21 protein-coding genes are annotated in these 23,721 nt (G+C 71.7%); 9 read left to right on the forward strand and 12 right to left on the reverse strand.

Going from position 1 to position 23,721, the window contains the following annotated elements; translation table 11 throughout:
* Positions 1-5 precede the first annotated feature (5 nt).
* Complete coding sequence (locus tag FY030_RS04190) at positions 6-224, reverse strand: helix-turn-helix domain-containing protein (RefSeq protein ID WP_158060415.1); 219 nt, start codon at positions 222-224, stop codon at positions 6-8.
* Between the two features lie 214 nt (positions 225-438).
* On the opposite strand from FY030_RS04190, the gene FY030_RS04195 reads away from it, so the two are divergent.
* The 4 genes from FY030_RS04195 (at position 439) to pruA (ending at position 5,036) form a co-directional block, all read left to right on the forward strand.
* Positions 439-1,122: a CpaB family protein gene (locus FY030_RS04195; protein WP_158060416.1), complete on the forward strand. Its 684-nt coding sequence runs from the start codon at positions 439-441 to the stop codon at positions 1,120-1,122.
* A complete protein-coding gene (locus FY030_RS04200; RefSeq protein ID WP_158060417.1) occupies positions 1,122-2,789 on the forward strand; it encodes a CpaE/TadZ family protein in 1,668 nt (555 codons plus the stop codon). The genes FY030_RS04195 and FY030_RS04200 overlap by 1 nt, the downstream gene beginning before the upstream one ends.
* A gap of 38 nt (positions 2,790-2,827) precedes the next feature.
* The gene (locus FY030_RS04205) at positions 2,828-3,337 is read left to right on the forward strand and encodes a DUF6912 family protein (protein ID WP_158060418.1); all 510 of its coding nucleotides are present in this window, start codon (positions 2,828-2,830) and stop codon (positions 3,335-3,337) included.
* A gap of 70 nt (positions 3,338-3,407) precedes the next feature.
* Positions 3,408-5,036, forward strand: a complete 1,629-nt coding sequence (pruA, locus tag FY030_RS04210) for an L-glutamate gamma-semialdehyde dehydrogenase (protein ID WP_158060419.1) — start codon at positions 3,408-3,410, stop codon at positions 5,034-5,036.
* A 54-nt stretch (positions 5,037-5,090) separates the two neighbouring features.
* Here the strand turns inward: pruA and FY030_RS16285 are convergent, their stop codons facing one another.
* Together FY030_RS16285 and FY030_RS16290 are read right to left on the reverse strand one after the other, a co-directional pair.
* The gene (locus FY030_RS16285; RefSeq protein ID WP_192498713.1) at positions 5,091-5,609 is read right to left on the reverse strand and encodes a DUF2505 domain-containing protein; all 519 of its coding nucleotides are present in this window, start codon (positions 5,607-5,609) and stop codon (positions 5,091-5,093) included.
* On the reverse strand, positions 5,606-6,088 hold the full coding sequence (locus FY030_RS16290; protein WP_192498714.1) for a hypothetical protein: 483 nt from the start codon (positions 6,086-6,088) through the stop codon (positions 5,606-5,608). The genes FY030_RS16285 and FY030_RS16290 overlap by 4 nt, the downstream gene beginning before the upstream one ends.
* A 117-nt stretch (positions 6,089-6,205) precedes the next feature.
* Here FY030_RS16290 and FY030_RS04220 point away from each other — a divergent pair, with 117 nt between their 5' ends.
* Positions 6,206-10,996: an NAD-glutamate dehydrogenase gene (locus tag FY030_RS04220; protein WP_158060421.1), complete on the forward strand. Its 4,791-nt coding sequence runs from the start codon at positions 6,206-6,208 to the stop codon at positions 10,994-10,996.
* A gap of 101 nt (positions 10,997-11,097) precedes the next feature.
* Entirely contained in the window at positions 11,098-12,633 is a 1,536-nt protein-coding gene (locus tag FY030_RS04225) for a sensor histidine kinase (RefSeq protein WP_238348545.1), read from the forward strand.
* Positions 12,634-12,689: 56 nt separating this feature from the next.
* On the opposite strand, the gene FY030_RS04230 is transcribed toward FY030_RS04225, so the two are convergent.
* Positions 12,690-12,938 (reverse strand): WhiB family transcriptional regulator, encoded by a 249-nt coding sequence (locus FY030_RS04230; RefSeq protein ID WP_075958809.1) that lies wholly within the window; start codon positions 12,936-12,938, stop codon positions 12,690-12,692.
* A gap of 301 nt (positions 12,939-13,239) precedes the next feature.
* On the opposite strand from FY030_RS04230, the gene FY030_RS04235 reads away from it, so the two are divergent.
* On the forward strand, positions 13,240-14,484 hold the full coding sequence (locus FY030_RS04235; protein WP_158060422.1) for an amidohydrolase: 1,245 nt from the start codon (positions 13,240-13,242) through the stop codon (positions 14,482-14,484).
* A gap of 74 nt (positions 14,485-14,558) precedes the next feature.
* Here FY030_RS04235 and FY030_RS04240 read toward each other — a convergent pair whose 3' ends face one another.
* The 6 genes from FY030_RS04240 to FY030_RS04260 form a co-directional block, all read right to left on the reverse strand.
* Positions 14,559-15,260 carry a (2Fe-2S)-binding protein gene (locus tag FY030_RS04240; protein ID WP_158060423.1) on the reverse strand — a complete coding sequence of 234 codons (702 nt, stop codon included), beginning with the start codon at positions 15,258-15,260 and terminating at the stop codon, positions 14,559-14,561.
* A 131-nt stretch (positions 15,261-15,391) separates the two neighbouring features.
* Complete coding sequence (gene ppdK / locus FY030_RS04245; protein WP_475475135.1) at positions 15,392-17,344, reverse strand: pyruvate, phosphate dikinase; 1,953 nt, start codon at positions 17,342-17,344, stop codon at positions 15,392-15,394.
* Entirely contained in the window at positions 17,341-18,057 is a 717-nt protein-coding gene (locus FY030_RS17395) for a PEP/pyruvate-binding domain-containing protein (RefSeq protein WP_475475136.1), read from the reverse strand. Before FY030_RS17395 ends, ppdK begins: the two co-directional genes overlap by 4 nt.
* An 85-nt stretch (positions 18,058-18,142) precedes the next feature.
* Entirely contained in the window at positions 18,143-18,982 is an 840-nt protein-coding gene (locus FY030_RS04250) for a pyruvate, water dikinase regulatory protein (protein ID WP_158060424.1), read from the reverse strand.
* A gap of 24 nt (positions 18,983-19,006) precedes the next feature.
* Positions 19,007-19,333 (reverse strand): hypothetical protein, encoded by a 327-nt coding sequence (locus FY030_RS04255; protein ID WP_158060425.1) that lies wholly within the window; start codon positions 19,331-19,333, stop codon positions 19,007-19,009.
* Positions 19,334-19,385: 52 nt separating this feature from the next.
* Entirely contained in the window at positions 19,386-19,772 is a 387-nt protein-coding gene (locus FY030_RS04260; protein ID WP_192498715.1) for a DUF4282 domain-containing protein, read from the reverse strand.
* An 85-nt stretch (positions 19,773-19,857) separates the two neighbouring features.
* Between FY030_RS04260 and miaA the strand changes: the two genes are divergently transcribed.
* A complete protein-coding gene (gene miaA / locus FY030_RS04265; protein WP_158060427.1) occupies positions 19,858-20,835 on the forward strand; it encodes a tRNA (adenosine(37)-N6)-dimethylallyltransferase MiaA in 978 nt (325 codons plus the stop codon).
* Between the two features lie 27 nt (positions 20,836-20,862).
* Here miaA and FY030_RS04270 read toward each other — a convergent pair whose 3' ends face one another.
* Both FY030_RS04270 and FY030_RS04275 read right to left on the reverse strand, forming a co-directional pair.
* Positions 20,863-21,417, reverse strand: a complete 555-nt coding sequence (locus FY030_RS04270) for a DUF7010 family protein (RefSeq protein ID WP_158060428.1) — start codon at positions 21,415-21,417, stop codon at positions 20,863-20,865.
* Entirely contained in the window at positions 21,414-22,031 is a 618-nt protein-coding gene (locus tag FY030_RS04275) for a class I SAM-dependent methyltransferase (RefSeq protein WP_158060429.1), read from the reverse strand. Before FY030_RS04275 ends, FY030_RS04270 begins: the two co-directional genes overlap by 4 nt.
* Positions 22,032-22,141: 110 nt before the next feature.
* Between FY030_RS04275 and hflX the strand changes: the two genes are divergently transcribed.
* Complete coding sequence (gene hflX, locus FY030_RS04280; RefSeq protein ID WP_158062628.1) at positions 22,142-23,686, forward strand: GTPase HflX; 1,545 nt, start codon at positions 22,142-22,144, stop codon at positions 23,684-23,686.
* Positions 23,687-23,721 lie beyond the last annotated feature (35 nt).

Consider the following 23,721-nt stretch of genomic DNA (forward strand, 5'->3'; position numbering starts at 1 on the left):
GCGGCTCAGGGAGCGGGATCACCCTGCCGGGTGATCTCGCGGGTCTGCTCGTACATCCGCTGGATGTAGGCCTCGAGCTCGACGTTCTCCACCCGCCACACCCCGCGGCCGCCGAGCTTGACGCCCACGAGCTGCCCGGAACGCACCAGCGCCTTGACCTGCGACAGCGAGACGTTGAGCGTGTCGGCCACGTCGGTGAGGGTGAGGAAGCGGGGGGCCGCCACGGCGAGCTCCTTTGTGGTCCGGGGGCAGGGGTTGAGCAGATTTTACGGAAGTTCAGTAGCCATCTTGGCCCACCTGTGGACAAGATGGACCAGTCATCGTCACGTCCGGCGGGCGCGGCGGAGGTCAGCGGACCGGGTCGACGTCGGCGTCGATCGGCTCCAGCAGAAAGGGACCGAGGTGGCGGTAAGCACTCAGGGACGCAAGACACGGCCGATGCCCGGAGCCGGTGCCGACCCCAGCGCGAGCCCCGGGCGCAGTGCACGCCGTCTGCAACGACCGGGCTGGCGTGACCTGCGCCTGGTGGTCGGGGTGCTGCTCGTCCTGCTCTCGGTGGCGGGAGGGACGCGCCTGGTGATGTCGCTGGACGACACCATCCCCGTGTATGCGGCAGCCCGGGACCTGCTGCCGGGCCAGCCGGTCACCGCGGAGGACCTGGCCGCGGTGCAGGTGCGTATGGGGGAGCAGGCCGAACGCTATGTGGACGGTGCCGAGCCGATCGCGCCTGGGACCTACCTGGTGCGAGGGGTCGGCACCGGCGAGCTGGTGCCCGTCGCCGCGCTGGGCACTGCACGGGAGGCGCTGGACAAGACCGTGACCGTCCCCGTCGACCCCAGCGCACTGCCTGGGCTGACGACGGGAACGCTGGTGGACGTCTGGGTGAGCCCGCGCGACCCCGACGCTCTGGGCGTCAGCTATCTCGACCCCAGACTGCTGCTCGCGGGTGCAGTCGTGGACCGGGTGCCCCAGCAGGGCTCCGGGCTGGGGGCCGGGCTGGGCCGAGCGTCTGTCTCGGTGGTGGTGCCCGCGGACCGGGTCGGTGATGTCATCGGTGCGGTCGATCAGGACGCCCGGCTCACGCTCGTGCCCGCACCCCGGTCCCAGCAGGGGACGGACTGATGAGTCTGCCCACCGTCACGGGCGTCGCCCCCCGGTGGGAGAGCGGGCTGGCCGAACTGCTCGGCAGCTCGGTCCGTGCCCAGCTGGTCCGGCGTTGCGCCGACGTCCCCGAGCTGCTCGGCGTCTCGGCGGCGGGGCTGGCCCGGGTCGTGGTCGTCTCCAGCGACTTCCGGTCTTTGGACCGGGCCGCGGTTGAGTCCCTGCTCGCCTCCGGCGTGGCCGTCGTGGGGGTGCACCCGCCGAGCCAGGCCGACGCCGGACGTACGCTGCGCCGGTGGGGGATCCAGGTGGTGCTGCCCGCAGACCTGGACCCCGAGGCGTTGGACCAGGCAATCGAGGCGGCCGTGGACGCGACGGCCGGGCCAGGTGTCGTCGATGACGCCGGTCAGAAGGGCCAGGCAGCCCCGGACGCAGCCGGGCCCGCTGCGCAGGAACGGGAGCATCCACCGGGACGGAAGGCCAGCAAGCAGCCGGAGCGAGGCCCGGACGGCCAGCCGGGCTGGAATGACCCCCAACGGGTTGGGCGCAGGCAGCGTCGGGGCGAGCAACCCTCGCCGGCGGACGCCGGTGACGAGTCGACCAGCGATCTACCCGGGACCACCCCGGCCCGCGGTCAGTCCGGAGCCACCGACGCCAAGGACCTGGCACCGGCAGCCCCAGGCCAGATCGAAGACCTCGCGCCGTCCGGGCCTGGCGGCGCTCATCGGGGCACCCCCGATCCGATGGACGAGGAGCTACGCCGCCTCGTGGAGGAGGCGGGTGGACCGCCTGGTGGCGGACTGGAGCGGGCGGAGCAACCGGCGGACGAGGGCCCCATGGGAGAACCGGGGGAGGTGATCGTCGTCTGGGGGCCCGGCAGTCCGGGCCGCACCACGCTGGCGCTCAACCTGGCCGCCGAGCTCGCCGACCCGCTGACCCGCGTGCTGCTCATCGACGCCGACACCTCCGCCTCCGCCCTCGCCCAGTCGCTGGCTGTCCTCGACGAGGCGCCCGGTCTGGCCGCGGCGGCCCGCGCGGCCGACCAGGGGGTCCTGGACGAGCGGGTGCTGGCCCGGCTGGCTCCCGAAGTCCGGCCCGGGTTGATGCTGCTCACCGGGCTGCCGCGGGCGGACCGGTGGCCCGAGGTCCGCGACAGTGCGCTCGCCGACATCATCGAGGTCTCCCGCCGGTGCGCCTCCTTCGTGGTGCTGGACGTCGCCGCGGGTGTCGAGCAGGACGAGGAGCTGTCGTTCGACACCCAGGCGCCGCGCCGCAATGGGGCGACCCTCACCGCGCTCGAGGCGGCCGACCGCATGGTCGTCGTCGGCGCGGGTGACCCGATCGGCCTGCAGCGGCTCGTCCGGGGGCTGGACCTCCTGCCCACCCTCAGCGCCGCCCCGCGGGAGGTCGTGGTCACCCGCGTCCGGCCCGGTCCCGTCGGTCCGGACCCCGAACGCCGGATCCAGGAGGCGCTGGAGCGCTTTGCCGGGGCCAGGGAAGTGCACCTGGTCCCCGAGGACCGGGAGTCGATGGATGCCGCGCTCCTGCACGGCCGGGCCTTGGCCGAGGCCCGGCCCGGCAGCGCGGCACGGACCAGCATCCGGGGGCTGGCCGATCGGATCGCTGGCCGGGCTCCGTCGCCGAAGGGCACCGGGCCTCGCTGGTGGCCACGACGCCGACGGGCCTGACGAAGCCGATGCGGACGCACCCCGCCGAGTCTGCGACGATGGCCACGCGGGGCCTGACCGGGTCCAGCGTGCGACCTGTGGAGCGAGGAGGCGCGATGGCGACGCTGCGGTGCTACCTGCCGCTGAGCCCAGAGCAGTTGCAGACCCTCCGGACCGACCGGCGCCTGGCCGGTCCGCTACGGGCCACCACGGTGACCCGATCGGTGCGTGCGTCCCTGCCCTCCGGCGACCAGGACGAGTGGGAGTACGCCGCCCTCCAGGCTGCCGCCGTCGGCCTGGCCGCCGAGGGTCATCCGGTGATCGTGGCCGCGGTCGACCTCGTCGAAGAGGCCGTCGACGCCGCCCGTCCCGAGGGCCCGCAGGTCCGGGTGGGCGACGTCGACCTGCCGCGCGTCGCCGCCATCCACGTTGGTGACGACGTCGTGACCGGTGACCCCTCGGCACTGCCCGGCCCGGACGAGGAGATCGAGCTGTCCTGGTATGACACCACCGAGCTCGGCCAGGTCATCGAGCTGGCCGACGCCCTGGCGGAGGGGCAGCGCCAGTGAGCGCACGGCATACCTGGTCTCTCCGCATGACCACCGAAAGAACCGCCAAGCGAAACACGAAGAGGTGACCATGGACGGCATCGTCGATGTCCCCACGCCCATCAACGAGCCCGTGCTGGACTACGCCCCCGGCAGCCCCGAGCGGGCCAAGCTGGAGGTGGCGCTCGCCGAGCTCGCCGCCAGCTCGGTTGAGCTGCCGCACATCATCGGCGGCGAACGCGTCACCGGCGGGGGCACGGAGATTCGGGTGGTGCAGCCGCACGCCCATGCCGAGGTGCTCGGCACCCTGCGCGACGGCACGAAGCAGGACGCGCAGCGGGCGGTGGACGCGGCGCTGGAGGCGGGTGCGGCCTGGCGCGCGCTGTCCTACGAGGACCGCGCCGCGGTCTTCCTGCGGGCTGCCGATCTGCTGGCTGGCCCCTGGAGGGCTCGGATGAACGCCGCGACCATGCTCGGGCAGAGCAAGACCGCGATCCAGGCCGAGATCGACGCGGCGTGCGAGCTGGCCGACTTCTGGCGGTTCAACGCCTACTACGGTCGCCAGCTGCTCGCCGAGCAGCCCATCCGCAATGCCCCGGGCACCTGGAACCGCATCGACCAGCGGCCGCTCGAGGGCTTCGTGTATGCCGTGACGCCCTTCAACTTCACCGCGATCGGCGGCAACCTGCCCACGGCGCCGGCGTTGATGGGCAACACGGTGGTGTGGAAGCCGGCGCCGACCCAGCAGCGGGCGGCCAGCGTGACCATGGAGGTGCTCGAGGCGGCCGGGTTGCCGCCTGGCGTGCTGAACATGGTCACCGGCACAGGCCCGGCGATCTCGGACGTGGTCCTGGACAGCCCGGACTTCGCCGGGGTCCACTTCACCGGCTCGACCGCCGTCTTCAACATGTTCTGGGCGCAGATCGGCACCAACCTCTCCCGCTACCGCGGTTACCCACGCATCGTCGGCGAGACCGGTGGCAAGGACTTCATCGTCGCCCACCCCAGCGCCGACGTGGACGTGCTGCGGACGGCGATGGTGCGCGGCGCGTTCGAGTACCAGGGCCAGAAGTGCTCGGCCGCCTCCCGCGCCTACGTCCCCGCCTCGTTGTGGAAGCAGATGCGCGACGATCTGGTGCAGGAGACCGAGGCCCTGTCCGTCGGCGACGTCCGGGACCTGTCCAACTTCATGGGTGCGGTCATCGACGAGCGGGCCTTCGCCAAGCACAAGGCGGCCCTGGACCAGGCCCGCCAGGACGACAAGGTGGAGGTGGTCGCCGGCGGCTCCTGCGACGACGAGGTCGGCTGGTTCGTCCGGCCCACGATCGCCGTCGTCGAGGACCCGGCGCACGAGATGATCTCCACCGAGTACTTCGGGCCGATCCTCACCGTGCACGTCTACCCCGACGCCGAGTGGTCCACGATGCTGGACCAGATGGAGTCGGTGGCGCCCTACGCCCTCACCGGAGCGGTCATCGCCCAGGACCGGACCGCGGTGGCCGAGGCCGCCGCACAGTTGCGCTTCGCGGCCGGCAACTTCTACATCAACGACAAGCCCACCGGCGCGGTCGTAGGCCAGCAGCCCTTCGGCGGCGCCCGTGCCTCGGGCACCAACGACAAGGCCGGCTCCGCGGCAAACCTGCAGCGCTGGATCAACACCCGGGTGATCAAGGAGACCTTCGTCCCGCCGAAGAGCTCCCGCTACCCGCACATGGGCTGAGCCTGCAGCCAGCCCCGCCCCGTCAGGGGCTGGGCCGGCTCGGGCGCCCCGGGGTCAGGCTGGCGCGCCAGGGTGGTCCCTGAGCCACTCCTCAGCGAGCTGGCGCTCCTCCTGGATCATCCTGCCCACCTGCTCGGAGACCATGGCCTCGATCCGCCGGCCGAGCAGGGGGATCCGGGCGTCCAGATCGCCGTCGACGGTGTGCTCGGTCTGACCGGGCGCCCCACCCCGGCGCAGGTGCATCCCGCCGGTGAAGGACACCGGGATGCCGGGCAGCTCCAGGCTCATCGCGCCCTCGCGCTCGCCGTCGGCGTCGGGGGCACCCCATCGCACCGTCTCCACCAGCAACAGGGTGGGTCCGACGAAGGCCTTGGCGAAGTCGGGGACCCCGTCACTGGGGATGTGCCGCTGGGTGGTCACCGTGGTGGTGCCCTCCGGCTCCCGGTCGATGGTCACGGTCTGGTCCGTGGCGCCGGTCCGCTCGCAGCGGGCCACCTGGTAGTCGTGGTCGGTGAGCATCTCGTAGGTGCGCAGCGGGTCCGCGGCGTGGATGACGGTCTCGGTGATCCTCATGGCCTCAAGGTAGTCGAGCCAGCGTGCAGCAGGCGTTGCGCGGCGTGCAGACGGCGCAACACCACACCCTTGTCGGCGGGCCGCAGCCGGCCGGTCCGGGTCCGGTCCGCGACGTGGTCGAGCAGCTCGGCCAGGTCCTGCGCGACCTCGGCGGCGCTGAGGGCCCAGGCCAGGCTCGCTCCCTCTCCTCGCAGCGTCGTCGCCGCCGCGCGCAGCCGGGCGGCGGCGGCCCGGCACGAGGCGTGATCGGCGGGGGCGTCCGGCGCGCCCAGGGGGCCCGCCACCAGCGGCAGGGGAGTGGGCTCGTCCCGCCCCGCCGCGAGGTCGACGCACCGGTGCACCAGCCCGTCCACCAGCCCGTCCACGAGGCCGGTCGCCTCGGCCCATCCCAGGTCCGGCGCGAGGCCCTCCAGCTCACGGGCGGCTCGCCATGCGGTGACGCTCCCGGGTGCGCTCACCTCGGGGCGGCGGGGCGTCATACCCCCACTGTAGGCAGGTCGATGCCTGAGTGGGTCGGTCATCCCCAGGCGGGTAACCTGGCTTTCGAGCGCACGAGGACGTGCGGCCCCACGGCTACCGAGGAGTTTCTGACTGCGATGGCGTCCACCGACACGCTGTTCGACCGCTTCTACCACCACATATCCGAGGAGGAGAAGGAAGGACGCGACCCGAGCCAGATGGCGGCTGCGGCGTCCTCGATGGCCGAGCTGTCGTCGGGGCGCCCCTCGGGCCACGCAGCGGTGCGGGTCCTCAACCCCAGCGCCGAGGCGGACGGGTGGAGCAGCCGCTACACGGTGGTCCAGGTGGTCGTGGACGACATGCCCTTCATCGTCGACTCCGTCCTGGGCGAGGTGGCCCGGCACGGCTACGGGGTGCACCGCCTGTTGCACCCGCAGATGGTCCTTGACGCTGCTTCCGGTGAGGTCGTGGACGTCGACCCGCTGCGCGCAGGGCAGGAGCAGCGCGTGGAGTCCTGGGTGCAGGTGGACATCGACCGGATGCCCTCCGACTCCGCCCGCGCGGAGCTGGCGGCCGATCTGGAGCGGGTGCTCACCGACGTGCGCCACGCGGTGGACGACTGGGGCACCATGGGGCAGCGGGCGCGCGCCATCATGGCCGAGCTGGAGCTGCGGCCGCCGAGCACCGTCGACCCCGAGACCGTTGCGCCCACCATCGATTTCCTGCGCTGGGTGGACGACCACCACTTCACCTACCTGGGCTACCGGTCCTACGACCTGGTCGAGGAGGACGGCTCGGCCGCGCTGCGCTCGGTCCCGGGCAGCGGTCTGGGCATCCTGCGCGAGGCGCCCGGGGCTCCCGCCACGGTGAGCGAGCTGCGCCCGGAGGCCGCCGCCAGCGCCCGTGAGCCGCGCCTGCTCACCGTGACCAAGGCCAACACTCGGGCCACGGTGCACCGCACCGTCCCGCTCGACTACGTGGGGATCCGCCGCTTCGACGACCGCGGCGAGGTCATCGGTGAGCACCGCTTCCTGGGCCTGTTCACCCAGGCCGCCTATGCCGAGTCCACCACCCGGCTGCCGATCGTGGGGAGCAAGGTCAAGCGCATCCTGCAGGAGTCCGGTTACGCGCCCGACAGCCACTCCGGCAAGGACCTGCTCAGCGTCCTGGAGGCCTACCCCCGCGACGAGCTCTTCCAGGCCGATGCAGATGAGCTGGGCCGCACGGCCAACGACGTCGTGCGCCTGCTGGAGCGGCCGGCGGCCAAGGTCTACGTGCGCCGGGACGAGTTCGGCCGCTTCGTCACCGCTCTGGCGTTCCTGCCGCGCGACCGCTACAACACCGCCAACCGGATCCGGGTGCAGCGGATGCTGGAGGAGGCCTACGGCGGGGAGCTGGCCGACTACGCCACGCGTGTCGGCGACGGGCCGCTGGCCCAGATGCACTTCGTCATCCGCCTGCCCAAGGGCCAGACCGTCCCCGACGTGGACCCGCAGGAGCTGCAGGACCGGTTGGCCGAGGCCACCCGCACCTGGATGGAGGGCCTGACCGAGGCGGTCGCCGCCCAGGTCGAGGACGAGGGGGACGCTGGCGACCTCGTCGCGGGCTACGCCTCCGCCTTCCCCGAGGCCTACAAGGAGGACTTCGAGGGGGAGGCCGCTTTCTTCGACCTCGGCCGGCTCTCGGACCTGCACGGCGAGGAGCGCTCCGCCCGGCCCCACCTCTACCGCGAGGACGGGGACCCGGACGAGGAACGTCGGATGAAGGTCTACCGGACCGAGGAGATGTCGCTCACCGACGTGCTGCCGGTCTTCGCCCACTTCGGTCTGGAGGTCACCGTCCAGCGGCCCTACGAGCTGGATCCCGACGGCGGGCCGGTCAGCTACATCTACGACTTCGGACTGCGCGCCAAGGACGCCTCGGTGTGGACCGGGGGCGAGGACCGCACCGAGGAGGAGGTGGCCGCCGCCTTCGAGGACGCCTTCTCCGCGGTATGGGGTGGCGCCGCCGAGTCGGACACCCTCAACGGGTTGGTCCTCACCGCCGGCCTGGACTGGCGCCGCGTGGTCATCCTGCGCACCCTGGTCCGCTACCTGCGCCAGGTCGGCACCTACAGCCTCGACTACCTCGAGGAGGCCCTGGTCGCCAACCCGCGGATCGCAGAGTTGACGGTCGACCTCTTCCAGACCCGCTTCGACCCCGACGGGCCCGAGCAGGACCGCGAGGAGCGCACCTCGCAGGTCGTCCAGGAACTGACCGGAGCCCTGGACGAGGTCGCCAGCCTCGACCAGGACCGGATCCTGCGCGGGCTGATGGACGTGGTGATGGCCACCCTGCGGACCAACTTCTACCAGCGGCGCCAGGACGGCGCGCACAAGGCCCGCGTGGCCCTGAAACTGCTGCCACGTTCTCTTGACCTGCTGCCCGAGCCGCGGCCGGCCTTCGAGATCTGGGTCTACTCGCCCAACGTGGAGGGCAGCCACCTGCGTTTCGGGAAGGTGGCCCGCGGCGGTCTGCGCTGGAGCGACCGGCGCGAGGACTTCCGCACCGAGGTGCTGGGCCTGGTCAAGGCGCAGATGGTCAAGAACGCCGTCATCGTGCCCACCGGCTCCAAGGGCGCCTTCTTCGCCAAGCAGCTGCCCGACCCCGCCGTGGACCGGGACGCCTGGCTGGCGGAGGGGCGCTCGGCCTACCAGACCTTTATCCGCGCCCTGCTCGACGTCACCGACAACCGGGTCGCCGGCGAGGTGGTCCCGCCGGAGCGGGTGGTCCGCTACGACGACGACGACCCCTACCTGGTGGTGGCGGCCGACAAGGGCACCGCGACCTTCTCCGATCTGGCCAACTCGGTGGCCCGCGACTACGGCTTCTGGCTCGACGACGCCTTCGCCTCCGGCGGCTCGGCGGGCTATGACCACAAGAAGATGGCCATCACCGCGCGCGGCGCCTGGGAGTCGGTCAAGCGGCACTTCCGCGAGCTGGGGGTCAACACCCAAGCCGAAGAGTTCACCGTGGTCGGCATCGGCGACATGAGCGGTGACGTCTTCGGCAACGGGATGCTGCTCTCCGAGCACATCCGCCTGGTCGCGGCCTTCGACCACCGGCACATCTTCCTCGATCCCGACCCGGACGCCGCCACCTCCTACGCCGAGCGGCAGCGGATGTTCGCCCTGCCGCGCTCGTCCTGGGAGGACTACGACACCAGCCTGATCAGCGAAGGCGGTGGTGTCTATGCCCGCGCCCTGAAGTCGATCCCGGTCAGCGCGCAGGTCCGCCAAGCCCTCGGCATCGAGGACGGGGTGGAGAAGATGACGCCGCACGAGCTGCTGCGGGCAATCCTGCGCGCCCCGGTCGACCTGCTGTGGAACGGCGGCATCGGCACCTACGTCAAGAGCTCCCGGGAGACTCACGCCGCCATCGGTGACCGCGCCAACGACCCGATCCGGGTGGACGGCCAGGACCTGCGGGTGCGGGTCATCGGGGAGGGCGGCAACCTGGGTATGTCGCAGCTGGGCCGGGTCGAGGCGGCGCTGGCCGGGGTGCACGTCAACACTGACGCCATCGACAACTCCGCCGGCGTGGACAGCTCGGACCACGAGGTCAACATCAAGATCGCGCTGACCCCTCTGGTCCAGGACGGGTCCATGTCGATGCCGGAGCGAGACGAGCTGCTGGCCTCGATGACCGATGAGGTCGCCGAGAAGGTGCTGCGGCACAACTACGAGCAGAACGTGCTCATCGGTAACGGCCGCCACCAGCGCGAGGTCATGGTCACCGTCCACCAGCGGCTGATCCGCTACCTCACTGAGCACGCGGACCTGGATCCGCGCCTGGAGTTCCTGCCCGACGACGAGGAGTGGGCCCGCCGGCGCGCCGAGGACCACGCGCTGACCAGCCCTGAGTTCGCCGTCGTCGTCGCCTACGCCAAGCTAGCGCTGAAGCAGGAGCTGGAGGGCACCGAGCTGCCCGACGACCCCGCCCTGGTGGACACGCTGCTCGGCTACTTCCCGCAGCCGCTGCAGGAACGGGCCCGGGCGCAGATCCTGGAGCACCCGCTGCGCCGGCAGATCATCATCAACGAGATCGCCAACGCGATGATCAACCGCGGCGGGGTCTCCTTCGTCTACCGCGCCGAGGAGGAGACGGGGGCCACCGCGGCCCAGATCGCCCGGGCCTTCCACGTGGTCCGCTCGGTCTTCGCCATGCCGGACTACATCGCCCAGGTCGAGGCCCTGGACAACGTGGTCGACACCGACACCCAGACCCAGCTCTACCTGGAGTTCCGGCGCCTGATCGACCGGGCCGCCCGCTGGTTCCTTAACAACCGCTCGCTGTCCACCGACATGGACGAGGAGATCGAGCGCTTCGCCGGACCGATGCAGCGCCTCGTGCCCCAGCTGGGGCAGCTGCTCCAGGGCAACGAGCGGCAGCGCTGGGCCGCCCGCAAGGACTGGGCCACCGGTCAGGGCGTGCCGGAGGGGCTGGCTGCCACCTACGCCTCGCTGCTGGACAGCTTCTCACTGTTGGACGTCGTCGAGCTGGCGATGAGGACCGGGTCCGAGGACTCGGAGGTGGCCCAGGTCTACTTCGGGGTCTCCGAGGGCTTGCGCCTCGACGACCTGCTCACCCACGTCTCCCACCTGCCGCGCGAGGACCGGTGGGCCTCCCTGGCGCGCGGTGCCATGAGGGACGACATCTACGGCGTCATGCGTGGGCTGACCCGCACCGTGCTGGAAGGCACCGATGCTGACGGTTATGACAACGCGCTGGACCGGGTGGGCGGCTGGATGACCCAGCACCGCGCGTCGCTGGTGCGCATCGGCCACGTCATGCGCGCGGTCAGCGACATGCAGGAGCCGAACCTGGCACCGCTGTCGGTGGCGCTGCGCACCCTGCGCGGCCTGGTACGCCAGGGCGCGGCCGACTGACGGCCTACCCCGCCGGGCCCGACGCAAGGTGCGTCCGGCCCGGTGGGAGCCACGTCCGGCCCGACGGGAGCTGTGCCGCCCGCCGCGGTTAGGCTCCTCGCGTGCCCTCCTTGCGCGAGACCCTGTCCCGGTCGACGATGTCGAGCGCCGACGTCGACTGGCTGTACCGGCTGGTCGGGGACTGGCAGATGCTGGCGGACCTGTCCTTTGCGGACCTGACGCTGTGGCTGCCGGTGCAGCAGGACGACGAGTCGGACCCGCACGTCTCGCCGTGGTTCCTGGCCGCCCACGCCCGGCCGTCGACGGGACCGAACTTCTACCACGAGGACGTCATCGGCCAGCCCCCCACCCAGGAGCGGCAGGGGTGGCTACAGCAGGTGATGCAGACCGCCCGGCCGGTGACACCGCCGGAGGTCGGTTTCGTGCGGGAGCAGTACATCCCGGTGGTGCGGGCGGGCCGGGCGATCGCGGTGATGGTGCGGCATACCGACCTGCAGAACATGCGCCAGCAGGGCGGCCTGGAGGTCAACTACCTGCAGATCAGCCAGCAGCTCTTCAGCATGATCGCCGAGGGCGGCTTCCCGACCGAGGGGGCAGCCTCCGGCGGGGTGGGGAGGGGCACACCCCGGGTCGGCGACGGGGTGGTGCGGCTCACCGCGGAGGGGGTCATCGACTACGCCAGCCCGAACGCGGTGTCGGCCCTGCGCCGGCTGGGGCACACCGACCCGGTGCTGGGGGCCGATCTGTCCGAGATCGTCACCTCGCGGCTGCCGCAGGGCACGACGCTGGACGAGACGGTGCCGTTGGTGCTGACCGGGCGCGCGCCGTGGGGCACCGAGATCGCCACACCGTCGCTCAACCTCACCCTGCGGGCGGTGCCGCTGACCCGCCGGGGGCAACGGGTGGGTGCGCTGCTGCTGCTGCGCGACGTCAGCGAGCTGCGGCGGCGCGAGCGCGAGCTGCTGAGCAAGGACGCAACCATCCGGGAGATCCACCACCGGGTGAAGAACAACCTGCAGACGGTGGCGGCGCTGCTGCGGCTGCAGTCGCGTCGGCTGACCGACCCGGGCGCGCAGGCGGCGCTGGCCGAGGCCGGACGGCGGCTGTCCACGGTGGCGCTGGTGCACGACACGCTGTCCCAGGGATTCACCGAGTCGGTCGACTTCGACGAGGTCGCCACCCGCATCCTGCGCGCCACCGCCGAGGTGGCCTCGACCCGCACCCTGCCGGTCGCGACCGCCCTGGAGGGCAGCTTCGGGCGGTTGCGGGCGGAGGCGGCGACCCACCTGGCGATGGTGCTCGCCGAGCTGGTGCACAACGCTGTCGAGCACGGCTTCGAGGAGGCTGACGGGGAGCGGCCCGCCCCCCGGGTCGTGGTGCAGGCCCGACGCCGCGTGGACAACACCGAGGACGTGCTCGAGGTGGAGGTCCGCGACAACGGCCGGGGAATGTCGGGGCCGGCGGCCGCCGCGGCCCGGACGGGGGAGGGTCCGGGCAGCGGGCTGGGGATGCAGATCGTGCAGGCTCTGCTCACCGACCTGCGCGGGGATATCTCCTGGGGAACAGCACAGCCGCACGGAACCGTCGTACGGTTCATCGTGCGGCTGCCGGGGGCAGGGGCGTGGGGTCAGGGGTGAGCGGTCTGCGTGGTGCGGGTGCCCCGGACGGGGGCGGGCGTCCCGCCCGGGCGGTTCTAACCGGCCCGGCGGGCCCGCGCCTTGCGCCGCTTCAGGGCCCGACGCTCGTCCTCGGACAGTCCTCCCCAGACGCCGGCGTCCTGACCGGTCTCCAGTGCCCACTTCAAGCAGGTGTCGATCACCGGGCAGGTGCGGCAGACGGCCTTGGCCTCTTCGATCTGCTGCAGCGCCGGGCCGGTGTTGCCGATCGGGAAGAAGAGTTCAGGGTCTTCGTCGAGGCACGCCGCGCGATCGCGCCAGTCCATCAGTAGTACTCCTTGCTCGCCGTCCGGGGACAGCGCTCGAGGTCGTCACCGGTCTGGCTAGCAGGGAAACATCGCCGGACGGGACGACACATCATTGCTCTCGTCCTGCGAGCGCCCTGAGTCGTACGCCCGCTACATCTGAAGTGCCAACGTGGAAGTTGTACACACTGTTCCCCAGTGTTCCATCCAGGCGCAGGAGGCACAAGGGTCTGGCTTGTGCTGGTCGAGCCGAGGGTATGAGGCGTCAGTCACATTCGTCCCGGTGAGCCGGGACGCGCGGGGGCTGTCTAGGGTGAGATTCATGTCGACAACCTCTGCAGAGACCAGCGCCCGGACCGACCAGACCTCGCCCTCCATCCTTGCCGTCGTGGGGGGCTACGTCGTGCCCGTCGAGGGTGACCCGATCCAGGGCGGGGTCGTCCTGGTCCGCGACGGCCGGATCGAGGCGTTGGGTGAGTCCGGTCAGGTGGAGGTGCCCGCCGACGCCGAGGTGATCGACGCCGCTGGCGGCTGGGTGCTGCCCGGCCTGGTCGACGCCCACGTCCACCTGGGTGTCTGGGAGGAGGGCGAGGGCTGGGCCGGTCAGGACACCAACGAGATGACCGACCCGGTGATGGCCGCCGCGCGGGCGATCGACGGGATCAACCCGCGCGAGGCCGGCTTCGACGACGCCCTCATGGGCGGCATCACCACCGTCAACATCACCCCCGGCTCGGGCAACCCGATCGGGGGACAGGCGGTCGCGCTGAAGACCTACGGCCGGATGGTCGACGAGATGGTGCTGCGCAACCCCTCCGGGGTCAAGTCAGCGCTGGGGGAGAACCCCAAGCGGGTCTACGGCGAGCAGAAGAAGACGCCCTCGACCCGACTAGGGGTCGCGCTGGTCCTGCGGCGGGCCTTCGCCGCGGCCCGGTCCTACCAGGCCAAGGTGGCCGCGGCCGAGGGCAAGCCGGTCGACACCGACCTGGTCGCGGAGGTGCTGGGCAAGGTCCTTGACCGGGAGATCCCGTGGCGCCAGCACTGCCACCGGGCCGACGACATCGCCACCGCGCTGCGGCTGGCCGACGAGTTCGGCTACCGGCTGGTGCTGGACCACGGCACCGAGAGCTATCTGCTGGCGGACGTGCTGGCGCAGAAGCAGGTCCCGGTGCTCTACGGCCCGATGATCGTCTCCCGCAGCAAGGTCGAGGTGCGGGACCGCTCGCTGCGCGCTCCCGGCATCCTGGACCGGGCCGGCGTGGAGGTCTCGATCATCACCGACCACCCGGTCGTGCCGATCGAGTACCTCATCACCCAGGCGGCACTCGCCGTCCGGGAGGGTATGGACCGTGATGCCGCACTGCGGGCGGTGACGCTCAACCCGGCCAGGGTGCTCGGGGTGCAGGACCGGGTGGGCTCGGTGGCCGTGGGCAAGGACGCCGACCTGGTGCTCTGGTCCGGCGACCCGTTCGAGCTGCAGTCGCGGGTGCTGCGCACCTGGATCGACGGGGTCGAGGTCTACTCCTGGGACGAGACCTCGGGGAGGGGCTCTGTCCGGCCGCGCTGAGCCTCACGCTACACCGCCACGGCGCCGCGATGTGGCCGGCCGCGCCAGCAGGTCGTGAAACCCACCTCGGCCCCTCAGTGGGCTGGGGTGACCCGCTCCGCGTGGTGCTGCGCCAGGACGCAGTCGGGGCACAGCCCGTGGCCCGGGAGCCGGTAGAAGACGCAGCAGCCGGAGCGCAGAAACACCTCACCCGCTCGCTCCGTCGCCCCACCGACGCCTTCGGGCAGCGTCCCGGGGTCGCGCAGGCCACCGCCCTGAGCCACGCCGTCCAGGGCGAGCAGCGCCCGGGCCAGCGCCCACGCCCGGGGTCCGGCGTCGGGGCGCAGCCGGGCCAGCACCCGGGCCGCGCCGACCAGCGAGGACGTGGCGTTGCTAGCCAGCACCCGCTGCGGGGTGCGGCCGATCCGACCGCAGGCGTGGTTCAGGGCTGCCAGGCTGCCCCGCACGACCAGGCCGTCGATCGCGGTGACGGCCTGGTCGAGCGAGCCGGCGGCATACCAGCGCTGCGGGTCGCTCAGCCCCAGCGGCACGGGGCCGCGGTGCGCGGGGCTGGCCACGAGGTTGGCGGGGGAGACATCCGGGACGTGCTGGTGCAGGACGGCGCTCGCCAGCGTCACCGACCAGAGACGTGAGGCGAGGGCGACCTGGGCCGCGGACACCGCGACCTTGGGGTCGACGTCGTCCACCGGCAGACCGCTGCTCGCCGCCAGGACCTCCCGGACGTGGACGAACCGTGCGGTCAGCGACTGCTCGGCGAGCACCTGCTCCCAGGGCATGGCGTCCGACCCCGGCGGTGGGGGCGCAGTCAGCTCGTGAAAGCCGCCGAGGTCCCGCAAGGTCTGCAGCCAGGAACGGTCGGGCTCGGTCAGGTCGGTGCTGATGGATCGTGTCCTGTCGGGGTGGGAGGTCAGCCGTCGGCGCGCTTCTGCCCGCCCAGGACGGCGCGAGCGGCAGCGAACCGGGCGATCGGCACCCGGAAGGGGGAGCAAGAGACGTAGTCGAGGCCCAACTCGTCGAAGAGCGCGATCGAGGCGGGGTCGCCGCCGTGCTCTCCGCAGACGCCGAGCTTCAGCCCGGGCTTGGCGCCCCGCCCCTTCTCCACGCCGATCTGGACCAGGGCGCCCACACCGTCGCGGTCGATCGACTCGAACGGGTTGCTCGGGATGACCTCCTCGGCGACGTAGTCGGACAGGAAGCCGCCCTCGGCGTCGTCGCGGGAGATCCCGATGCCGGTCTGGGTGAGGTCGTTGGTGCCGAAGGAGAAGAAGTCGGCGTGCTCGGCGATCTGGTCGGCGACCACGCAGGCGCGGGGCAGCTCGATCATCGTGCCGACGCTGACCTCCAGCTCCGCCCCGGCGGACTCCAGCTCCTCGGCCACGACCTCCTCCACCACCCGGCGCTGGCTCTGCAGCTCGGCGGCGTAGGCGACCAGCGGGATCATGATCTCCACGCCGGCCGTCTCGCCCTCCCGCTCGCGCACGGCCAGGGCGGCCCGGACGATGGCGCGGGCCTGCATGGCCGGGATCTCCGGGTAGAGCATGGCCAGCCGGCAGCCGCGGGTGCCCAGCATCGGGTTCTGCTCGTGCAGGCGCTTGACCTGTCCGAGCAGGACCCTCGCCCGCTCCAGCTCGCCCCCGTCGCCGTCGGTGAGCTCCAAACGCTGGACGAGCAGCGACTGGTCCACCAGCGGGGGCAGGAACTCGTGCAGCGGCGGGTCCAGCAGCCGGACGGTCACCGGCAGGCCCTTCATCGCCGTGAAGATCGCCTCGAAGTCCTCCTGCTGCATCGGTAGGATCTTCTCCAGAGCCTGGGCCCGCGCGTCCTCGTCCTCGGCCAGGATCATCTCCCGCACGGCGGGCAGCCGGTCGGCGGCCATGAACATGTGCTCGGTGCGGCACAGCCCGATGCCGGCCGCGCCGAGCTCGCGGGCCTTCGCCGCGTCCTCGCCGGTGTCGGCGTTGGCGCGCACGCCCAGGCGCCGGACCTCGTCGGCCCAGCCCAGGATCGCCTCGAAGTCCTCGTTGATCTGCGGGGGCACCAGCTCCAGCGCCTCGCCGTAGACGTGGCCGGTCGAGCCATCGAGGGTGATGACGTCCCCGTCGCGGAAGACCCGGTCACCGATGGTCAGCGACTTCTCGGAGGTGTTGATCCGGATCGCGTTGGCACCGGCCACGCAGGGTTTGCCCATGCCGCGCGCGACCACGGCGGCGTGCGAGGTCATCCCGCCGTGCGCGGTCAGCACGCCCTGGGCCTGGATCACGCCGTGGATGTCATCGGGGGTGGTCTCGTAGCGGACCAGCACGACCGCCTCCCCCGCCTCACCGCGCCGGGCGGCGGTGTCGGCGTCGAAGACGACCTCGCCCACGGCGGCGCCGGGGGAGGCCGGCAGGCCCTTGGTCACCGGCGTCCGGCCGTGCTCGGCGTCGATGGCGGGGTGCAGCAGCTGGTCCAGCTGCCCGGGCTCCACCCGCTGCAGCGCCTCCTCGCGGGTGAGCACGCCCTCCTCGACCATGTCGCGGGCGACCTTGAGCGCGGCCGCCGCCGTGCGCTTGCCGTTACGGGTCTGCAACAGGTAGAGCGTGCCCTCCTCGACGGTGAACTCGATGTCCTGCATGTCCTTGTAGTGCGCCTCGAGGTCGCGCATCGTCGCCACCAGCTGCTCGTAGGCCTGCGGCAGCACCTGCTCCATCTCCGGCAGCGGGCGCGGGGTGCGGATGCCGGCGACCACGTCCTCGCCCTGGGCGTTGACCAGGAACTCGCCGTAGAGCTCGTGCGCGCCGGTGGAGGGGTCGCGGGTGAAACAAACGCCGGTGGCGGAGGTCTCGCCGCGGTTGCCGAAGACCATCTGCATGACGTTCACCGCCGTCCCCAGGTCATCGGGGATGTCGTTGGCCTTGCGGTAGACCCGGGCGCGGGGGTGTCCCAGGATCGGAAGACGGCGTCGATCGCCCGACGCAGCTGCTCGTGCGGGTCCGTGGGCAGGTCCCTACCCAGCTCGCGGCGCGAGACGTCCTTGAAGGTCGCCACCAGCTCCTGTAGGTCCTCGGTGGACAGGTGGGTGTCCTGTTCGACCCCGCGACGGGCCTTGAGCGAGGTCAGCTCGTCCTCGTACAGGTGCGGCGGGACGCCCTCGACGACGTCGCCATACATCTGGATGAACCGGCGGTAGGAGTCCCAGGCGAAGCGCGGGTTGTCGGCCTGGGCCGCGAGCGCCTCGACGGTGTCGTCGCCGATGCCCAGGTTAAGGATGGTGTCCATCATCCCCGGCATGGAGAAGACGGCCCCCGAGCGGACCGAGAGCAGCAGCGGGTCCTGTCCGCCCAGGGTGCGTCCGGTGCGCTCCTGCAGGCGCTCCAGGGCGGTCTGCACGTCCTCCCACAAGCCGTCGGGCCACTCACCCCCGGCGCGCATGGTGTCCACACAGGCGGCGGTGCTCACCGTGAAACCGTCCGGGACAGGGATGCCCAGGCGCTTCATCTCTGCCAGGTTGGCACCCTTCCCACCCAGGATGGTGCGCATCTGGGCGCTGCCCTCAGACATGTCGTAGAGGTACTTGGCGGCTTCACCGGTCATCGGCAGATCGCTCCTCGTGAGGGGGGACGGGGCACCAGCGCCCCGCCGGACACCACCGAGAGTATCGCCACCCCCGGGAAAGGTCTCACCGCCCCTGTGCGGCCTCCTTGCGCCGCTCGACCAGCTCGATGACCCGGCCGGCGGCCTCCTCCAGCGCGATGTCGGTGGTGTCGATGATCGGGCAGCCCAGGTTGCGCTGGACGCCGCTGATCTCGTCCAGCTCGTCGAAGATCTTGACCAGGTCGGTGTAACCGTCCCGGCGCACCCCAACGCTGCCCATCGCCCGCAGCCGGCGGCCACGGATCTGCTGCAGCCGCTCGGGGTCGATGCTCAGCCCGACGATCTTCCAGCGCTCGACCTCGTGCAGCTGGCCAGGGACCGGGATGCCGGGGACGAGCGGGATGTTGGCGGTCTTGAACCCCAGATATCCCAGGTACATGGCCAGGGGCGTCTTGCCCGAGCGGCTGACCCCGACCAGGACGATGTCGGCCTCTCGCAGGTGGTTCTGCAGGTTGCCGTCGTCGTTGGCGATGGCGAACTCCATCGCCTGGACCCGCTTGAAGTAGTCCTCGCTCACCCCGACGGGGCGCACCACCCGCTCGGGAGCCTGCCCGGTCGCGGACGTCAGGGCGGCGACCGCCGGCTCGAGCAGGTCCGCGTGCGGCAACCCCCGCTCGGCGCACAGCTGGGCCACCAGGTGGCGCAGGCCTTCGTCAACGACGGTGGAGAAGACGACCGTGCGGGCCCGGTCCGGGTGCATCCGGCCGAAGGCGTCGAGCAGCCCGTCCGCGCTGGACTGCCGGGGGTGGCGAATGATCCGTACGTCGTATCCGGCGTACTGGGCCGCGGCCGCACGGGCGACGCGGGCGGCCGTGTCGCCCGTGGAGTCGGCGATGACGTGGACCTCGATCGTCGTGCGGGACATGGACCGAGAGTAGGGGGCAGGCCTTTAGAGGGGTTCGTTGCGGTCGCCCGGCGCCGGCTCGGTGCCGATTCCCTCGACGTCGCCACCGAGGCCTCCGGACCCGTCAGGACCAGCAGACGCGCTGGCCAGGGTCGACTCGCCGAGGGGATCGACGACCGTCTCCTGGGTGATCGCCGCGGACTGGTCCGGGTCGGCCAGGTGGGCCTCGCGCTCGCGCTCGGCCTCAGCCTGCTGGGCGCTGGTCAGGTGGCCGTCCTCGGTGTTGTCGCCGTGGCCGAACTCGCCACCGACGAAGGAGCCCTGCTCCTCGTCCTCGTCACGGTCCCGCGGGCTGCTGGTCGTCTCGCTCATGCCGCCAGCCTGCCCCGGTCGCCGGCCGGCGGCAACCGGGGTGGACGGCGCGTCACAGCCGTCCGGGTCCGTGGTGAACGTCCTCGGACAGGCGGATCACGGCGTAGTAGAGCTCCAGGCTCATCCGGATGAAGGCCAGGTAGACCAGACCCAGGATCGGGGCGGCCACCAGGAAGATCAGGCCGAGGAGGACGGCCACGCCTCCGTCGGTCATCATCGCCAGGGCACTGAAGATCATCCCCAGCGTGGCCAGGCCCACCAGCACGGTGGCGACCACGTAGACGATCTTGACGATCTTGGGGGTGATGAAGGTGTCGAAGTTGAAGTCGAACAGGGCCTTGATCAGACCCGTGCTGGAGGTGCTCAGATCGCTGCCGCGCCCGCCGGGACCGGGACGGTTCGGGCCGGGCTGCTGGTGGGGGTCAGGGGGAGTGGACATCGTTGTCTCCTCGTCGCTGGCGACCTGGTGGAGCCCCCAAAGGCGGCCTGCCCGGGGTCTGGTCGCCAGTGACAGGATGCCAGTCATGAGCTCAGGTGGCACGGACCCGGCGGAAGTTGTGTCGGTGGCCGGTGGCGGCCCGGGGGACGAGGGCACCAGGACGGTCGCCGTCGTGGGACCGACGGCCACCGGCAAGTCCGACCTCGGGCTGGCCCTGGCCGGCCTCTTCGATGGAGAGGTGGTCAACGCCGACGCCTCCCAGTTCTACCGGGGTATGGACATCGGCACCGCCAAGCTGCCGGCGGAGCAGCGGCACGGCATACCCCACCACCAGCTGGACGTACTGACGGTGACCCAGGAGGCGAGCGTGGCGGCCTACCAGCAGGCGGGCCGGGCCGATCTGGCCGGGATCCGGAAGCGGGGGCGGGTGCCGGTCGTCGTGGGCGGCTCGGGGTTGTACGTGCGGGCCCTGTTGGATCGGCTGGAGATCCCGCCGACGGACCCGCGGGTCCGGGCGTGGTGGGAGGAGCGGCTGGAGGTGGAGGGCGCCCAGCCCCTGCACGACCGGCTCGTCGAGCTCGACCCGGCTGCGGCCGCAGCGATCGAACCGCGCAACGGGCGCCGGATCGTCCGGGCCCTGGAGGTGATCGAGCTGACCGGGCGCCCGTTCAGCGCCACCCTGCCGTCCCGAGAGTTCGTGGAACCTGCGGTCCTGATCGGGCTGCGGGCGCCGCGTGAGGTGCTGGACGCCCGGATCGAGCAGCGGGCCGCCGGGATGTGGCGGGCCGGGCTGGTGGAGGAGGTTCGGACCTTGCAGGGGGAGGGCCTGCGCAACGGCCGGACCGCGTCCCGGGCGGTGGGCTACGCCCAGGCGCTGCGCCAGCTGGACGGGGAACTCACGCAGGACGAGGCGGTCGCCGAGACAGTCGTGGCGACGCGGCGCCTGGCGCGCCGGCAGGAGCGGTGGTTCGGCGCCGATCCCCGGGTGGTGTGGCTGGAGCACGACGACCCCGACCTGGTGGACCGGGCGCTGGACGTCGTGCGCCAGGCCGAGGACGCCTGACCCAGGAGTCGGACCGCCAGGCCCGGTTCACAGCAGCAGGGCGATGACGCCGCCGAGCGCCATCGATACCCCGACCGACAGGCACACCAGGGCCCCGGGTGTGCGCCCGGTCCTCGTCTCCCCGGCCCACCGGTCTTGCTGTGCGACCACGACGGTTACGGCGAACGCGATGACGGGGCCCAGCACGGCAAACAGGGGTGTGCCGTAGAGCCAGGAGTAGGGCACGAAGTGCACGGCCACCACGACCGCCTGGAAGGCCGTGGCGAGCAGGAAGTGCTGGCGGACGAGGAGCACGACGGCCAGGGGAAGCAGGAGCAGCTGGCCCATGGCGAGGTAGATGGACAGGGCGTTCATGGTCGGGTCGTCCGGTCGTTCTCCGGCGGCGAACAGTGCGGTCAGGGTCAGGCCGAGCGGGAGGGCGACCAGTCCTTGGAAGAGGGCGGCGTAGGCGCCGACTCGGGGGCCGAGGCGCCACCACAAGGCGGCCGCCGCCAGCCAGGTGGTGCCGTAGGCCAGCAGGAAGCCGAAGCCGTGCCGGTTGACGGTGGCCAGCGTCGACAGGTAGTCGCCCAGGTCAGTCATGGCCGGCGCACCTGCAGGATCCGGAAGCCCTTGCTGCTCGCGGCCCGGGACACCTGCACCTCACCCATGAGACCGGGCAAGGTCTCCTGCAGCCACCGGTGCAGCGAGTCCGAGCCCAGGTTCTTCTGCACGACGAGGTAGGCCGTGCCGCCCTCGCGCAGCCGCGGCAGCCAGGTGGTGAGCATCTCGTGCAGGACCTGCTTGCCGACCCGGATCGGGGGGTTGGACCAGACGAGGTCGAACCGCACGTCCGCGTCCACCTCCTCGGGGCGGGCCACCCGGACCCCGGTGCAGCCCAGGGCCTGGGCGTTGCGGCGCGCCAGGTCCAGCGCCCGGGCGTTGACGTCGACGGCGTGCACCGTCGCGGCCGGCGACGCCATCGCCATCGCCAGGGCCAGCGGCCCCCACCCGCAGCCGAGGTCGAGGAAGGTGCCTTCGCCGGGCGGTGCAGGCACCTCCTCAAGCAGCACCCGGGTGCCCTTGTCGACGCCGTCGGGGGAGAAGATCCCCCCGGCGGTGACAACTTCGACGTCCCGACCGGCCAGCCGGACCGCACGTCGATGCAGCTCCCCGTCGGAGGCCGGCTGGGCGGTGAAGTAGTGGTCGGGCTGCACGCCAGCAGCCTACGGCCCGGGCAGAAATCGGTGGCACCGTGCGTTGACTGGTGAGAGGGTGGAGAGCACGCGGACGCGTGACCCACCGCACCGCATACCTGAAGGAGACCATGGCCCAGCCGCACAGCTCTGCCGAGCAGACCCCCCGCAAGCGCGTCCTCGACCGGCGCGCCGACGCGCTGGACGAGAGCACGATCGACCTGCACGGGCATGACTGGGGCACCTGGAGCGGTGAGGACGCCGACGGCGGGGAGGCTGCGCCCGACGTCGACGGCGACCAGCTGGACCGCGAGGAGCGTGCTGCCTTGCGCCGGGTCGGCGGGTTGTCCACCGAGCTCGAGGACGTCACCGAGGTCGAGTACCGCCAGCTGCGCCTGGAGCGGGTCGTCCTCGCCTCCGTCTGGGAGGACAACGGGCAGAACACCCTGGAAGACGCTGAGACCTCCCTGCGTGAGCTCTCCGCGCTGGCCGAGACGGCCGGCTCGACCGTGCTCGACGGCGTCATCCAGCGCCGGCTCAAGCCGGACGCCGCCACCTACCTCGGCTCGGGCAAGGCGGCCCAGCTGCGGGAGATCGTTGCCGCCGAGGGTGCAGACACGGTCATCGTGGACGGCGAGCTCGGACCGTCCCAGCGTCGTGCCCTTGAGGACGTCGTCAAGGTCAAGGTGATCGACCGCACCGCGCTGATCCTCGACATCTTTGCCCAGCACGCCAAGAGCAAGGAGGGCCGAGCCCAGGTCGAGCTGGCCCAGCTGGAGTACCTGTTGCCGCGCCTGCGCGGCTGGGGTGAGTCGATGTCCAGGCAGGCCGGTGGACGCGTCGCCGGCGGTGAGGGCATCGGCTCCCGCGGCCCTGGTGAGACGAAGATCGAGCTGGACCGCCGACGGATCAACACCCGGATCTCCAAGCTGCGCCGCGACATCAAGGACATGAAGACGGTGCGCGACACCAAGCGCTCCTCGCGCCGTTCGCAGCACGTGCCCAGCGTGGCCATCATTGGTTACACCAACGCCGGGAAGTCCTCGATCCTCAACCGGCTCACCGGGGCGGGCGTGCTGGTGCAGAACCAGCTCTTCGCCACCCTGGACCCCACGGTGCGCCGCCACGAGAGCGAGGACGGCCGCAACTACACCCTGTCCGACACCGTCGGCTTCGTGCGCAACCTGCCGCACCAACTTGTCGAGGCCTTCCGTTCCACCCTGGAAGAGGCCGCCGACTCGGACGTGCTGCTGCACGTGGTCGACGGCTCCCACCCGGACCCCGAGGGCCAGATCGCCGCGGTGCACGCCGTCCTCGACGAGGTCTTCGCCGACGAGGAGACCACCTCCTCGGTCCCGGAGATCATCGCGGTCAACAAGGCCGACATCGCCGAGCCGGAGACCCTGGACCGTCTGCGCGCCGCCTACCCGCGCGTCGTGGTCGTCTCGGCCCGCACCGGTGCGGGCATCCCAGAGCTGCTCGCTGCCGTCGAGGACGTCCTCCCACGCCCGGAGATCCTGGTCGACGTGCTGCTGCCCTACGACCGCGGCGACCTTGTCGCCAGGTTGCACGACGAGGGAGAGGTGCTGGGCGAGGAGCACACCGGCGATGGCACCCGGGTGCAGGCCAAGGTCAACCCCGACCTGCACGGTCAGCTGGGCGAGTACGCCGTCTGAGCCTCCGGGGCCGTCCCTGCCCACCGCCTACGCTG

This window comes from Ornithinimicrobium pratense, from assembly GCF_008843165.1.
Taxonomy (GTDB): domain Bacteria; phylum Actinomycetota; class Actinomycetes; order Actinomycetales; family Dermatophilaceae; genus Ornithinicoccus; species Ornithinicoccus pratensis.

What these genes read in the sequence shown, in the direction of transcription:
- FY030_RS04195 (WP_158060416.1), top strand. Translation starts at nt 439, where the DNA reads ATGCCCGGAGCCGGTGCCGACCCCAGCGCGAGCCCCGGGCGCAGTGCA.
- FY030_RS04200 (WP_158060417.1), top strand. Translation starts at nt 1,122, where the DNA reads ATGAGTCTGCCCACCGTCACGGGCGTCGCCCCCCGGTGGGAGAGCGGG.
- FY030_RS04205 (WP_158060418.1), top strand. Translation starts at nt 2,828, where the DNA reads ATGGCCACGCGGGGCCTGACCGGGTCCAGCGTGCGACCTGTGGAGCGA.
- pruA (WP_158060419.1), top strand. Translation starts at nt 3,408, where the DNA reads ATGGACGGCATCGTCGATGTCCCCACGCCCATCAACGAGCCCGTGCTG.
- FY030_RS16285 (WP_192498713.1), bottom strand. Translation starts at nt 5,609, where the DNA reads ATGAGGATCACCGAGACCGTCATCCACGCCGCGGACCCGCTGCGCACC.
- FY030_RS16290 (WP_192498714.1), bottom strand. Translation starts at nt 6,088, where the DNA reads ATGACGCCCCGCCGCCCCGAGGTGAGCGCACCCGGGAGCGTCACCGCA.
- FY030_RS04220 (WP_158060421.1), top strand. Translation starts at nt 6,206, where the DNA reads ATGGCGTCCACCGACACGCTGTTCGACCGCTTCTACCACCACATATCC.
- FY030_RS04230 (WP_075958809.1), bottom strand. Translation starts at nt 12,938, where the DNA reads ATGGACTGGCGCGATCGCGCGGCGTGCCTCGACGAAGACCCTGAACTC.
- FY030_RS04235 (WP_158060422.1), top strand. Translation starts at nt 13,240, where the DNA reads ATGTCGACAACCTCTGCAGAGACCAGCGCCCGGACCGACCAGACCTCG.
- FY030_RS04240 (WP_158060423.1), bottom strand. Translation starts at nt 15,260, where the DNA reads ATGCCCTGGGAGCAGGTGCTCGCCGAGCAGTCGCTGACCGCACGGTTC.
- FY030_RS17395 (WP_475475136.1), bottom strand. Translation starts at nt 18,057, where the DNA reads ATGACCGGTGAAGCCGCCAAGTACCTCTACGACATGTCTGAGGGCAGC.
- FY030_RS04250 (WP_158060424.1), bottom strand. Translation starts at nt 18,982, where the DNA reads ATGTCCCGCACGACGATCGAGGTCCACGTCATCGCCGACTCCACGGGC.
- FY030_RS04255 (WP_158060425.1), bottom strand. Translation starts at nt 19,333, where the DNA reads ATGAGCGAGACGACCAGCAGCCCGCGGGACCGTGACGAGGACGAGGAG.
- FY030_RS04260 (WP_192498715.1), bottom strand. Translation starts at nt 19,772, where the DNA reads ATGTCCACTCCCCCTGACCCCCACCAGCAGCCCGGCCCGAACCGTCCC.
- miaA (WP_158060427.1), top strand. Translation starts at nt 19,858, where the DNA reads ATGAGCTCAGGTGGCACGGACCCGGCGGAAGTTGTGTCGGTGGCCGGT.
- FY030_RS04270 (WP_158060428.1), bottom strand. Translation starts at nt 21,417, where the DNA reads ATGACTGACCTGGGCGACTACCTGTCGACGCTGGCCACCGTCAACCGG.
- hflX (WP_158062628.1), top strand. Translation starts at nt 22,142, where the DNA reads ATGGCCCAGCCGCACAGCTCTGCCGAGCAGACCCCCCGCAAGCGCGTC.